This window comes from Sulfoacidibacillus thermotolerans (genome assembly GCF_003144315.1).
Taxonomy (GTDB): domain Bacteria; phylum Bacillota; class Bacilli; order Alicyclobacillales; family SLC66; genus Sulfoacidibacillus; species Sulfoacidibacillus thermotolerans.
Genome location: NZ_MPDK01000002.1, coordinates 361,524 through 374,112, shown reverse-complemented (window position 1 = coordinate 374,112; position 12,589 = coordinate 361,524). Strand labels below are relative to the sequence as shown.

Sequence of the window (12,589 nt, the reverse complement as noted above, 5' to 3'; positions counted from 1 at the left end):
CTTCAGGGGTTCCTTGACAACTAGAGGTGAAACATAGGAGCGCACGAGGCGACGGGGAACCGGAGCGCGAGCGCAAAGAGAAGGTAAGGCAAGCGTAGGATGAGGATAAGATAGGAAGGGCGCACGGAGGATGCCTAGGCGCTAGGTGCCGAAGAAGGACGGGGCGAACACCGATATGCCTCGGGGAGCCGTACGCAGGCGAAGATCCGAGGATTTCCGAATGGGGGAACCTCTCTTTCGAAGGAAAGAGACCGGTAACTGAATGCATAGGTTACACGGAGGGCACCGGGGGAACTGAAACATCTCAGTACCCCGAGGAAAAGAAAACAAACGTGATTTTCCAAGTAGCGGCGAGCGAACGGGAAAGAGCCTAAACCAATTACGTGATACAGCGTGCAAGCGATGCGGGATTGGGGTAGTGGGGCAATTCGTAGGGGCCATGCACAGGTTCCACAGGGGAGAGTCAGCGTAGACAAACGGCATGGGAAGGCCGGCCAGAGAGGGTGAGAGCCCCGTCGTCGAAACGCTGAGAGAAGCTGAGAATTGACCCCGAGTAGGGCGGGACACGAGGAATCCCGTTTGAATCAGGGAGGACCACCTCCTAAGGCTAAATACAACCTAGCGACCGATAGTGAAGAAGTACCGTGAGGGAAAGGTGAAAAGGACCGCGGGAGCGGAGTGAAAGAGAACCTGAAACCGTGTGCTTACAAGCAGTTGGAGTCCCGCAAGGGATGACAGCGTGCCTTTTGTAGAATGAACCGGCGAGTGTCGATGGCAAGCGAGGTTAAGGGAGAGATTCCGGAGCCGGAGCGAAAGCGCGTCTGAAGAGGGCGGGAGTTTGCCGACGACGACCCGAAACCGTGTGATCTACCCCTGACCAGGGTGAAGTGGCGGTAACACGCTATGGAGGCCCGAACCCACTGACGTTGAAAAGTCAGGGGATGAGTTGGGGGTAGGGGAGAAATTCCAATCGAACACGGAGATAGCTGGTTCTCCCCGAAATCGCTTTAGGGCGAGCGTCAAGGGCGATGCAAGGTGGAGGTAGAGCACGGATTGGGCTAGGGGCCTGCAGAAGGTTACCGAACCCAGTCAAACTCCGAATGCCAGACTTGTAGCCTTGGCAGTCAGACTGCGAGTGCTAAGATCCGTAGTCAAGAGGGAAACAGCCCAGACCAACAGCTAAGGTCCCGAAGTGCCAGTTAAGTGGGAAACGATGTGGCGGTGCATAGACAACCAGGATGTTGGCTTAGAAGCAGCCACCATTGAAAGAGTGCGTAATAGCTCACTGGTCGAGTGACGCTGCGCGGAAAATGTAACGGGGCTAAACTGGACACCGAAGCTATGGATAGGAAACTATGGTAGGGGAGCGTTCCAAGGGCGGAGAAGGTGAGCTGGGAAGCGAGCTGGAGCGCTTGGAAGTGAGAATGCCGGTATGAGTAGCGAAAAGACCAGTGAGAATCTGGTCCGCCGAAAGCCTAAGGGTTCCTGGGGAAGGCTCGTCCACCCAGGGTAAGTCGGGACCTAAGCGGAGGCCGAGAGGCGTACGCGATGGACAACGGGTAGAGATTCCCGTACCACAGGCGTCTGCATGACCGAAGGGGGGACGCAGGGGCGCAAGGAGAGCGGCCGGATGGAAGAGGCCGTCTAACACGTAAGGGGGTCGTGCAGGGAAAACCGCACGGCGAGAACTCTGAGCGTGGAAGGGGAGCGAAGAGAAGTAGCGAAGCTCCGGAGCGCGAACTGCCAAGAAAAGCCTCTAGGGAGGACGCAAGTGCCCGTACCGGAAACCGACACAGGTAGGCGAGGAGAGGATCCTCAGGCGCGCGGGAGAACTCTCGTTAAGGAACTCTGCAAAATGGCCCCGTAACTTCGGGAGAAGGGGCGCTGATGCGAGTCAGCCGCAGTGAAAAGGCCCAAGCGACTGTTTAGCAAAAACACAGGTCTCTGCAAAGCCGAAAGGCGACGTATAGGGGCTGACGCCTGCCCGGTGCTGGAAGGTTAAGAGGAGGGGTCAGCCGCAAGGCGAAGCTCTGAATTGAAGCCCCAGTAAACGGCGGCCGTAACTATAACGGTCCTAAGGTAGCGAAATTCCTTGTCAGGTAAGTTCTGACCCGCACGAATGGCGTAACGACTTGGGCGCTGTCTCAACGAGAGACCCGGTGAAATTGTAATACCTGTGAAGATGCAGGTTACCCGCGGCTAGACGGAAAGACCCCGTGGAGCTTGACTGTAGCTTGATATGGAGGAAGGGTACGTCATGTACAGGATAGGTGGGAGGCGAAGAAGTCAGGGCGCAAGCCTTGGTGGAGCCGACGTTGGGATACCACCCTTGAGGTACTTTTCTTCTCACTTGGCGCCCTGAAGCGGGCGTAAGGACAGTGTCAGGTGGGCAGTTTGACTGGGGCGGTCGCCTCCTAAAGAGTAACGGAGGCGCCCAAAGGTTCCCTCAGCGCGGTTGGAAATCGCGCGGTGCGTGCAAAGGCAAAAGGGAGCTTGACTGCGAGACGGACAGGTCGAGCAGGGACGAAAGTCGGGCTTAGTGATCCGGCGGTGCCAGGTGGAAGGGCCGTCGCTCAACGGATAAAAGCTACCCCGGGGATAACAGGCTGATCTCCCCCAAGAGTCCACATCGACGGGGAGGTTTGGCACCTCGATGTCGGCTCATCGCATCCTGGGGCTGAAGTCGGTCCCAAGGGTTGGGCTGTTCGCCCATTAAAGCGGTACGCGAGCTGGGTTCAGAACGTCGTGAGACAGTTCGGTCCCTATCTGCCGCGGGCGTAGGAGATGTGAGAGGCGTCGTCCTTAGTACGAGAGGACCGGGACGAACCGACCGCTGGTGTTCCAGTTGTGCCGCCAGGTGCAGCGCTGGGTAGCCAAGTCGGGCCGGGATAAGCGCTGAAAGCATCTAAGCGCGAAGCCTCCCTCAAGATGACATCTCCCGCTCGGTAAAACGAGGGAAGACCCCTTGAAGAACACAAGGTCAATCGGTCCGGTGTGGAAGCACGGCGACGTGTGGAGCAGACGGATGCGAATCGGTCGAGGGCTTATCCTCACGAAAATCTATCCTGTGCAAGTCACCTCTAGTTGTGAAGGAATCCGCAAGGATTTCGCTCAGGGGCACCTGAGAAGATCAGGGGCCTTGAGACGTCTGGTGATGATGGCGGAGGGGACACACCCGTACCCATCCCGAACACGACGGTTAAGCCCTCCAGCGCCGATGGTACTTGGACCGCAGGGTCCTGGGAGAGTAGGTCGTTGCCAGACAGTATGCGGCGGTAGCTCAGAGGGAGAGCACCACCTTGACACGGTGGGGGTCATAGGTTCGATTCCTATCCGCCGCACCAATCTATTCAATTTGTAAACAGGTTTCATTTACCATTTAAATTGGTGAGTGTAACCTGTTTTTTTATCGTCTTTTGTGAATAATTTTGGGTCATTCTAGTATCTTTTTTTCTTTTGCTTTGTATGTTACGTTAACAAGGGGAGTGATTTTCCGTGTTATTGACAGTATTCATTGCATTACTTTTGGTGATGATCGGACCGATTCTTTTGTTTTTTATTAGCGCGTTGATTTTGTCACGAAAACCTCAACATGCGATTATTCGTTCGCATCCTTACCTTGGCTGGGTACGGTATGTTTTAGAGAAAGTGGGACCTGAATTTCGTCAGTATTGGTTTGATGGAGATGAGCAGGGAAGGCCTTTTTCGCGATCTGATTTTTTAGGCTTAGTTTTTTCTGCAAAATATCGTTCAGATTTGATTAGTTTTGGATCAAAACGGAATTATGAGGATGCTGGATTTTATTTAGCCAATGCAATGTTTCCGCTTTTAACGTCTGAGTTGCAGGTGGACAATTCGCAAGAGGCGATTGCAAAGAAATATGTTGTTAAAAAAGAAGGGTTGTTTTCACGGCGAGAAGAGTTACTTCAGGATCATACAAGTCGGTGGTTATATACTGAAAAGGATGCGATTGTCGTCGGTCCTTTGCGGACTCATCCGTGGCGCTTATATGGAATGTTTGGAGCGTCAGCTACTTCATATGGCTCGGTGGGAGAACATTATATTTTATCTACCGGTATGGGCGTGAAAATGGCCGGTGGTTCATGGATGAACACGGGTGAGGGCGGTGTGGCGCCTGAACATTTGCAAACTGGTGCTGATATTATTGCACAAATTGGACCTGGCTTATTTGGTTATCGAACAGATCAGGGTGAATTTTCGTGGGAAGAGTTTTCGCGCAAAGCACAGGAGCCTCAAATTAAAGCGTTTGAGTTGAAATTTGGCCAGGGTGCGAAGATTCGCGGCGGGCATTTAGAAGGAAGTAAAGTGAATGCTAAGGTTGCTCAAATTCGCAAAGTGCCTATTGGGCAGACTGTAAATTCGCCGAATCGCTTTCCTTTTTTAAGGAATGCAAAAGATGCCTTAGAGTTTATTGCTAAGTTGCAGCAGGTGGGTGGTAAGCCTGTAGGCATCAAAATTGTAGTAGGGCAACAACGCAAATTAGAAGAGTTATTTGAAGCGATGATTGCTCTTGACGTCTATCCAGATTTTATTACCGTTGACGGTGGCGACGGTGGATCGGGGGCTACCTTCAAATCTATGGCTGATACGATGGGGCTTCCACTCTATTCGGCATTGCTTACTGTTGTCGATACAGCTTATGCTTATGGAATCCGCGATCATTTTCGCATTTTCGCATCAGGTAGGCTGATTGCGCCAGATAAGGTGGCAATTGCTCTGGCAATGGGTGCTGATGCCGTGAATTCTGCTCGAGGGTTTATGATGGCAAATGGATGTATTATGGCGATGCAATGTCACACGGGTAAATGCCCTACAGGTGTTACTACGACGGATTTGAAGTACCAAAGTGCGTTAGTGCCAGATGAGAAAAAATGGCGTGTGATGAATTATATTTTGACGATGCGTTCTAGTCTTTATGCTCTTGCGGCTGCTGCGGGACTCGATAGTCCTCGTAAATTCACTCGTGAACATGTAATTTATAAGAATGAGTACGGGAGATCTGTTCGACTTTCAGATCTTTTCCCGCTGCCAGGAACTCTCCAACCAACCAGACATGCGGCTTTTGAAACAAGTAGTGAGACTCGTTCCATTCGTTGATGATTTGCCGAAATCAGGAGGTTATTTTTATGGAAATTACATCTTCTAAAAGATCACAAGAACCCGCAGCTCCGCGTTTTTCAACAACAATCATTATGTTGAGGAAAACTGAGAAAAATGCACCCTTTGAAGTTCTTCTGGTTAAACGCGCTCAAACGTTACGGGTATTGCCAGGGTTTATGGTCTTTCCAGGTGGCGTCATTGAAGAAAATGACTTGCAAGTAGCACAAACCTGGTTACATCGCAAACCTTTACTTAACATGCAAAAAAGTCCTCTAGGTGATACTGTCCCGATAGAATTTGTTCTAGAGGGTGCACAATTGTTTGGAAGATATGTCGAACGAACGGAACTGTACTGGGCGTTATTTGCGACTGGATTGCGGGAAATGTATGAAGAGACTGGGATTCTTATGCTTGATAAACAGGAACAAATAGATTTTGTCCCTAGTGAACAAACATCAAATGAGACCGCTGTTTTTCTGCCAGCTGAGCAATTGTGGAACCAAGTTGCGATGCGGACGCAATCACTTCCTTACACTCGCTACTTCGGACGTCGCGTGACGCCTCCTGAGGTCAAATTCCGTTATGACGCGCACTACTTTTTATGTCTCGCACCCGAAGTTGTCCCGTTGCAACTTCGGGAAAGCGAGATCGAGAGTGCCACTTGGTTGACTCCAGAAGAAATCTTAATTCGCTTTCATGCGAATTCATTGCTCATGGCGCCGCCAACAGTAGACGCTATCATGGCTTTAGCACAATATGCTTCTTTAGATGAGTTGTTAACGCAAGGATTCATGCCGCCACAAGTTTACGATGAAAAGCGCATTCGCGACTTTATCTCGCGGATCTGAGTGATTCAAAGTTATGCGTTTAGGGCCCATCGTGTTGACTTAGACTTCTGGCCGTTCATTTGCGCGATAGAGTGCATTGAAAGTAAGAGAGTCATAAGACAATGTCACTTGACGTTCGTCGATAAGTTTTTGCAGATGTCCTTGAACGGTTTTTTTGGCAACCCACAGCATATCTTCTCGAATACTGCCTCTGTAGAGTTCTTTAGTGATTTGTTCAATGCTTTGAGGCGTTTGTTTAATGAAGTGTAGGATTTGCTGTTCGCGTAACAAACGCCGTTCTTTCATGCGCAACATAAGGGGTACGGGATCATGCGTCACTGCGCCGTGACCTGGATAAACGAGCTTGGGGCTAAATGCGCAGAGAGCATCTAGTGATTGCAAATAATCGGCAAGATGGCCATCAGGAGGTCCGATCCAGACTGTACCTCCTGGAATGACTGTATCGCCAGTGAATAATACTTGAGTGAGTGAATCGTATAAGGCAATATGGCCGTGCGTATGGCCAGGTGTAAAAACGATGTCGAGTGTGTGATCTTCAAGTATAATCTTGGATGTTGGGATTAAATCTGCACGGATGTCGAGATTTTGAACCGGAATTCCATGTTGTTCATATAGGCTAGTTAACCGTGGGTACTCCAGTGGATGACAGTGAATCGGACAATTGAATTTTTGTGCTAATTCTGGAGCACCAAGACTGTGATCCGGGTGGTAATGAGTCAAATAAATTCCTTGGATAGTCGCTTCGCGATGTTTTGTGAATTCATAGATGAAAGTGGTCGTATCCTCATACCCTGCATCGATGAGCAGCGCATTTCCGCTAGCAGTTGTGAGTAAATAAGCGTTTACTTCTTGTTCCAAAGAGTGTTTTTGTGTGTTTACAGCCATTTGATCCACTGTAAGAGAAGTCAAGGCAAATCACCTTCATTCTGTAAAGTAAGGGGTTGTAGCTATAAATGAAAATATACACGAAAACAGGTGACGAAGGGCAAACTAGTCTTATTTATGGGCGACGTACGACAAAGGATGATCTGCGTGTTGAAGTTTATGGCACCGTGGATGAAGCAAACTCCGTGCTTGGGATTGTCTGTTCACAACTACAAATTTTAGGTCCACAGGTTGAGGATTTGCGCAAAATTGTGTTGCGCGTGCAACGGGATTTATTTGATGTCGGAAGAGATTTGGCAACGCCTGAAGATAAGCAGGATACCCCAAATATCACTGCAACACATGTTGCTTTGCTAGAAAAGATCATCGATCGCTTAGAAGGTGAGTTAGCTCCTTTACATCAATTTATTTTACCTGGCGGCGATCTGGCAGCGAGCTATCTACAACTCGCGCGTACGGTCGTGAGGCGAGCAGAACGACTCTGTGTTGCACTCTTGCGCACACAAGCAGTGAATGCGGAAATTCGCAAATACTTAAATCGCTTGTCAGATTTACTGTTTGTAATGGCGCGCACAGTGAATGCCCGTCTTGGAGTATCTGAACCGACTGTAGACTTTTCTGTGTTGCCAGAGGATGTTTTGTAATGGATTTAACGCGTGCGCAAGGATTTTTAATCGATTTAGATGGCACTTTACTACAGGGGCAAAACCCTCTTCCTGGTGCGATTGAATTTGTGCGATGGATTGTCAAAGCTGAAATTCCCTATCTCTATTGGACGAATAACTCAACTCGGACTCCAAAAGTAGTGGCTGCCATGCTACAGGAAATGGGGTTTCCTGCTCATGAACAGCAGGTCTTTACAAGTAGTATTGCGACTTCATTGTGGTTGCGAGAACATGTGAAAGAGAATCCTTTACTCTATGTTGTCGGGGAAGCTGGTTTGCGAGAGATTGTAAGTGACGCGGGCGCAACGTTGATTGATTCAACCACAGTCGCGGTAGATGCTGTGGTTGTAGGACTTGATCGGCATGTAACCTTTTCAAAATTGTCACATGCAATGACCCATTTGCTAAATGGTGCAATGTTTGTCGGTACGAATCCCGATCACGCGTTGCCTACAGAAGCTGGATTCATTCCCGGAGCGGGAGCACTATTGGCATTTCTTGAACGTGCGACAAAACGCTCACCACATGTGATCGGTAAACCCAATCCAGAATTTGTACGTGCAGCTTGTGAAAAACTCTCACTCGTGCCTCGAGATGTGATTGTTATAGGGGATAATCCAGAAACAGATCTTCGCGCGGCAACCTTAGCGGGGGCGCGAACTATTTGGGTTAAGACAGGGGTACGGGCAGAGCAAGCGGTAAAGGCTGATCTGGAGATTGCTAGTCTTCGCGATTTATTAAACTAGCAATCTTTTTTTACGTCCTTGACCTTTCTATATATAGCGCATATAATCGTCTTTGTCTCTATGACTACACTACATATAGTTACGGGGTGAGGGCGTGCGCTGTCCGTTTTGTCAAGCATTAGATTCTCGCGTGCTTGAATCGCGTGCCAATGATGACCAGTATACTGTGCGCAGAAGGCGAGAGTGTGTCGCATGTCAACGTCGCTTTACAACGTATGAGCGCGTGGAGTTAAGTCCGTTGCTCGTCGTTAAACAACATCGCACACGCGAGGAGTTCGATCGTGCAAAAATTCGTCGTGGAATTGCACGCGCGTGTGAAAAGCGACCGATCTCTTCCTCGCAGATCGAAGAGTTGGTCGATGAGATTGAACGTCAGTTGCGTACTGAGTATGAACGGGAAGTGCCTGCTGCAGACATTGGCGTAAAGGTCATGCAGCGTTTGCGCACGTTTGATGGGGTCGCTTACGTGCGGTTTGCGAGTGTGTATCGTGAGTTTCGCGATGTCGAGACGTTTGCAAAAGAAGTTTTACAGTTATTAAATCATAAAGAGAACTTAGAGGACACGCTTTCATAAAAATTTTTGCAAGGTGTGTATGTAGTTGTCTTTGCCCTTATGAAGGGTGAATGGACGAGGAGGATTTTATTTAGATGCGAGAAGAAAAACAGATGTTGCCTTTTTCTGATGAAGATCGACTCGGTGTAACGGGTGAACGTATTGTTGCAGATCGATACTTATTAAAAGATGTGAAAAAAGAAACACTCAAAGTAGGCAGTCTTGTCGTTGCTGTACTCGATCAAAAGCGCGCATACCATGAGCTTGCGCGCGTAGTTGAATTGGATGAAGGCAATCGCACGGTGACTGTTCAATTGCGGGATGGGTATGAAAAAGAACTTTCTTTTGACCATGTCGATGTGTTAGAAGAAGTTGCTCCACGTCAAATGTGGCGACGTATTGCTCGCGCAGTTGCACGTGCTACGAAATCCCCTGAAGTGTATGAGCAAAAGTTTTACGAATTGCAAAGTCAGTGGCGCTATGTACCTGGCGGACGTATTAATGCTTCGATGGGGACAGGGATACAGACAACTAGTTATAATTGTTTTGTCATTCCTAATGTTGGACCTACCGTACGCGATTACGCGCGATCTTTTGGACAAACATTGGAAATTCAGGCTCGTTCGGGTGGAGTCGGGATGAATTTAAGTCAAGTTCCTCCGGAAGGATGGCTAACTCCCGTTGAGGATCGCTCGCGTAAGTCTGATTTGTTGCTGGTACTTGATGTCTGGCACGAAGATCTTATGGAGTTTCTCGCACAAGAATATCCCAACAGCACAAAAGTCGTGCGCGTATCTCCTGCGTTTTTACGTGCTGTGGAAAACGGGGAAATGTGGACTTATGTATTCCCTGATACCACAGCGCCAGAGTATGACGAAGTTTGGCAGGGAGACTTGGAAGCGTGGATGGAAGCGGATTTGCCCATTCGTTATGGGGCAACCTTAAAAGCACAAGTTATCTATGAGAAAATTGTAGAGAGTGGCGCACAAATGCTTCAGGATCTAGTAGGTACAGTTATGAATCCTGGTGATAGTCGAGAGACGATTGCGACCACACTTGCAGATATGTGGGAAGCCATGTTAGCACATAAGCGTGTTACGATGGTTCTCTCCTCATTGCGGCCGCGCTATAGTTATGTACGCGGGGTAAATGGGAGGAGTTCAGGTGCTTATTCATGGGGCCAGCTTTACGACAAAGGGAACCAAGTTTTTGGACAAGGATTTGGTCCAGTTGGCGTTGGTGAGATCATGAGTGTTGGTTGCCAATTGACTTTGCAGGGTGGATCGCGGCGTGGTGCGCTTATGCTGATTTTAAATGACCGCCATGCGGACATTCTAAAGTTTATTCGGTGCAAACAAGTCGATGGCGTAATTACAGGGGCGAATATTTCGGTCGGTATTTCAGAAGAATTTATGCAAGCAAAGGCTGAAGATAGAGAGTGGACGCTCGCGTATCCACCTATCGAGCGAAGTACAGAGTTTGATGGGGATTTTTTTCACTGGGAAAACCAAGGCAAGCCACTTGTTGTGACAGCAGAGATCAAAGCTTCTCAGCTGTGGGATGAATTAATTCGTTCGGCTTGGCAATCTGCAGAGCCTGGTGTCGTTTTTTTAGGACGATATAACACGATGTCTAACTCCTATTATTTCAACCCGATTATTGCAACGAATCCGTGCGGGGAACAAGGGTTGCCGGCATTTGGTATCTGTAATTTAGGCGCAGTTGTATTGAGTCAATTTGCTGTTGGTTATGCAGACTCTACCGCTAAAGTTGAATTTCAAGATCCAAGCAAAGAAGAATATATTCGCAGTTGGTTGAGGAAATACTTTGACAGTGAGCGCACTGAATTCCTCTTGCATCACGTGAAATGGGAAGAGTTAGAGGAGATCACGCGCACAGGACTGCGGTTTCAAGATGCCGTGATCGATGCGACGTATTATCCTTTTGAGGATAATCGCCGCAATCAGTTAAGTGAGCGTCGGGTTGGACTTGGCATCATGGGGCTGCATGACCTACTCATTTACTGTGGGATTCGCTATGGATCGGAGGAATCCGTCCATTTTATTGATGTGTTGCTCGGGATGATGGCAGAATGGTGTTATCTTGAGTCTGTAGAATTGGCGAAAGAGAATGGACCGTTTCCTATGTACGATGCGGAGAAATTTTTACAGTCAGGCTACATGCGAACGATGGCAGAACATCGACCGCACGTCGTAGAAGCGATTCGCAAGCACGGGGTGCGTAACGTGACGACCATGACGATTGCGCCTACTGGTACGACAGGGACGATGGTTGGTTGTTCTACGGGATGTGAACCCTACTATGCTTGGTCTTACTATCGGAATTCACGCCTTGGCATGTTTGAAGAGCGCGCAGAGATTGTAGAAGCTTATCGTGCGACTCATGGGGAGGAAAGTCCACTCCCTGATTACTTTGTGACAAGTATGGAATTGTCGCCAGAAGAACATGTACGCGTTCAAGCAGCTTTGCAAACTTGGATTGACAGCAGCATCTCAAAGACGTGTAATGCCCCGAATTCCTATACTGTTGAGGATACAAAGCAACTCTATGACTTGGCATATGAACTTGGTTGCAAAGGAATTACGATTTATCGGGATGGATCACGTTCTGAACAAGTTTTGTCATTGACCGATCCATCGACGACGCAAGAAGGACATACAGATCAAGAAGCATATTCCACCGCACACCAAGTCGCAGCAGCCACAGGGGAAAGCGAATGGGCAAAAAATGCAGGTGTACAAGAGCGGGGCTACCAAAAGCGCAAACGTCCGGATGTTCTTTACGGTGCGACCTATAAGAAAGAGACGCCTCTTGGCACAGCGTTTATCACGATTAACGACGATGAGAATCACCTGGCGCGAGAAATATTTGTAAACATTGGGAAGGCTGGTTCGGATGTTTATGCAGCCAACGAGGCATTAGGTCGAGCGATCACCCTTTATCTGATGGACTCACAAAATCCAGACAAAGAAGCAGTCCTTGTGAAACACTTTAGTGGGATTGGCGGTCAGAGTGCTGTCGGATTTGGTGAGCGTAGGATTACGAGCGTTCCTGACGCAATCGCCAAATCACTGATTGAGCATGCGGAGACGTTCCCTTTGCGTCAAGCCTCACAGGTAGAAATTAGTGCGACATACACGAGTTCAAATGAGTCTAAGGAAGGAATTGGAGCATTTACACATCTTTCCTTACGTGAGGCAGAAAGTGGACGAGATTGGTGTCCTGAATGTCATCAACACACCCTGATTCGGCATGGGGGTTGTTATGAATGTGAGGCATGCGGATACAGTAAATGCTAGGTGAGTGGTTTGAGCATATGTGAAAACATATGCTCTTTTTTATAGAACAGCCTTATTTGTGAGTGCATAAACATAAAGCATCTCATGTCTTTCGTGAAAGGTGGGATGCGCGATGGCTGACTGTTCTGATGTTCGAACAGGATATGTAGGGGATCCTGGTGAGGATTTTATTCGCATTCAAAAATTTGTTGATCGAGGACGTAATCAATGGAGGTTAGACCCTGTTCGTACAGCGCGCATTGTCGGGAGAATTTTCGGGCTTGAACCTACGGATCGCTATACACTTTATCAAACATATTACGATCCGGGTGCAAGCGTACATTATGCCGATGTAATCGTGCAGCATAATTCTTGTCGCTATCTTGTAGAGCTAATCCAGCCTGTCCGTCAAGGACCGACAGGAGTGTGGGCAGTTGAGAGCATTCAAGCTCTATAGAAGAAATAGATCTAC

Annotated in this window: 8 protein-coding genes, 1 tRNA gene and 2 rRNA genes; 10 read left to right on the top strand and 1 reads right to left on the bottom strand. The window is 48.5% G+C overall.

Translation table 11 applies throughout. From position 1 onward, the window contains the following. Positions 1 to 103 precede the first annotated feature (103 nt). The 5 genes from BM613_RS02245 to BM613_RS02225 all read left to right on the top strand — a co-directional run bounded on the left by BM613_RS02245 (position 104) and on the right by BM613_RS02225 (position 5,969). A 23S ribosomal RNA gene (locus BM613_RS02245) occupies positions 104 to 3,052 on the top strand. Positions 3,053 to 3,147: 95 nt separating this feature from the next. Next, positions 3,148 to 3,264, top strand: a 5S ribosomal RNA gene (rrf, locus tag BM613_RS02240). A gap of 5 nt (positions 3,265 to 3,269) precedes the next feature. Continuing rightward, positions 3,270 to 3,344: transfer RNA gene (locus BM613_RS02235), tRNA-Val, on the top strand. A 187-nt stretch (positions 3,345 to 3,531) separates the two neighbouring features. Then, positions 3,532 to 5,118, top strand: coding sequence for an FMN-binding glutamate synthase family protein (locus tag BM613_RS02230; protein ID WP_109429614.1), 1,587 nt, complete (start codon positions 3,532 to 3,534; stop codon positions 5,116 to 5,118). Positions 5,119 to 5,147: 29 nt separating this feature from the next. Then, entirely contained in the window at positions 5,148 to 5,969 is an 822-nt protein-coding gene (locus BM613_RS02225; RefSeq protein WP_109429514.1) for an NUDIX hydrolase, read from the top strand. A 39-nt stretch (positions 5,970 to 6,008) separates the two neighbouring features. On the opposite strand, the gene BM613_RS02220 is transcribed toward BM613_RS02225, so the two are convergent. After that, the gene (locus BM613_RS02220) at positions 6,009 to 6,878 is read right to left on the bottom strand and encodes an MBL fold metallo-hydrolase (protein ID WP_109429513.1); all 870 of its coding nucleotides are present in this window, start codon (positions 6,876 to 6,878) and stop codon (positions 6,009 to 6,011) included. Positions 6,879 to 6,922: 44 nt separating this feature from the next. Here BM613_RS02220 and BM613_RS02215 point away from each other — a divergent pair, with 44 nt between their 5' ends. The 5 genes from BM613_RS02215 to BM613_RS02195 all read left to right on the top strand — a co-directional run bounded on the left by BM613_RS02215 (position 6,923) and on the right by BM613_RS02195 (position 12,574). Continuing rightward, entirely contained in the window at positions 6,923 to 7,498 is a 576-nt protein-coding gene (locus BM613_RS02215; protein WP_109429512.1) for a cob(I)yrinic acid a,c-diamide adenosyltransferase, read from the top strand. Next, positions 7,498 to 8,265 (top strand): HAD-IIA family hydrolase, encoded by a 768-nt coding sequence (locus BM613_RS02210; RefSeq protein WP_109429511.1) that lies wholly within the window; start codon positions 7,498 to 7,500, stop codon positions 8,263 to 8,265. The genes BM613_RS02215 and BM613_RS02210 overlap by 1 nt, the downstream gene beginning before the upstream one ends. A 94-nt stretch (positions 8,266 to 8,359) precedes the next feature. Further along, complete coding sequence (gene nrdR, locus BM613_RS02205; RefSeq protein WP_109429510.1) at positions 8,360 to 8,839, top strand: transcriptional regulator NrdR; 480 nt, start codon at positions 8,360 to 8,362, stop codon at positions 8,837 to 8,839. A 74-nt stretch (positions 8,840 to 8,913) separates the two neighbouring features. Beyond that, positions 8,914 to 12,138 carry an adenosylcobalamin-dependent ribonucleoside-diphosphate reductase gene (locus tag BM613_RS02200; RefSeq protein ID WP_109429509.1) on the top strand — a complete coding sequence of 1,075 codons (3,225 nt, stop codon included), beginning with the start codon at positions 8,914 to 8,916 and terminating at the stop codon, positions 12,136 to 12,138. Positions 12,139 to 12,250: 112 nt separating this feature from the next. Continuing rightward, entirely contained in the window at positions 12,251 to 12,574 is a 324-nt protein-coding gene (locus BM613_RS02195) for a hypothetical protein (RefSeq protein WP_109429508.1), read from the top strand. Positions 12,575 to 12,589 lie beyond the last annotated feature (15 nt).

Bases quoted from the DNA above. Each gene is read 5' to 3' on its own strand.
- BM613_RS02230 (WP_109429614.1), top strand. From the start codon at position 3,532: ATGATCGGACCGATTCTTTTGTTTTTTATTAGCGCGTTGATTTTGTCA.
- BM613_RS02225 (WP_109429514.1), top strand. From the start codon at position 5,148: ATGGAAATTACATCTTCTAAAAGATCACAAGAACCCGCAGCTCCGCGT.
- BM613_RS02215 (WP_109429512.1), top strand. From the start codon at position 6,923: ATGAAAATATACACGAAAACAGGTGACGAAGGGCAAACTAGTCTTATT.
- BM613_RS02210 (WP_109429511.1), top strand. From the start codon at position 7,498: ATGGATTTAACGCGTGCGCAAGGATTTTTAATCGATTTAGATGGCACT.
- BM613_RS02200 (WP_109429509.1), top strand. From the start codon at position 8,914: ATGCGAGAAGAAAAACAGATGTTGCCTTTTTCTGATGAAGATCGACTC.
- BM613_RS02195 (WP_109429508.1), top strand. From the start codon at position 12,251: ATGGCTGACTGTTCTGATGTTCGAACAGGATATGTAGGGGATCCTGGT.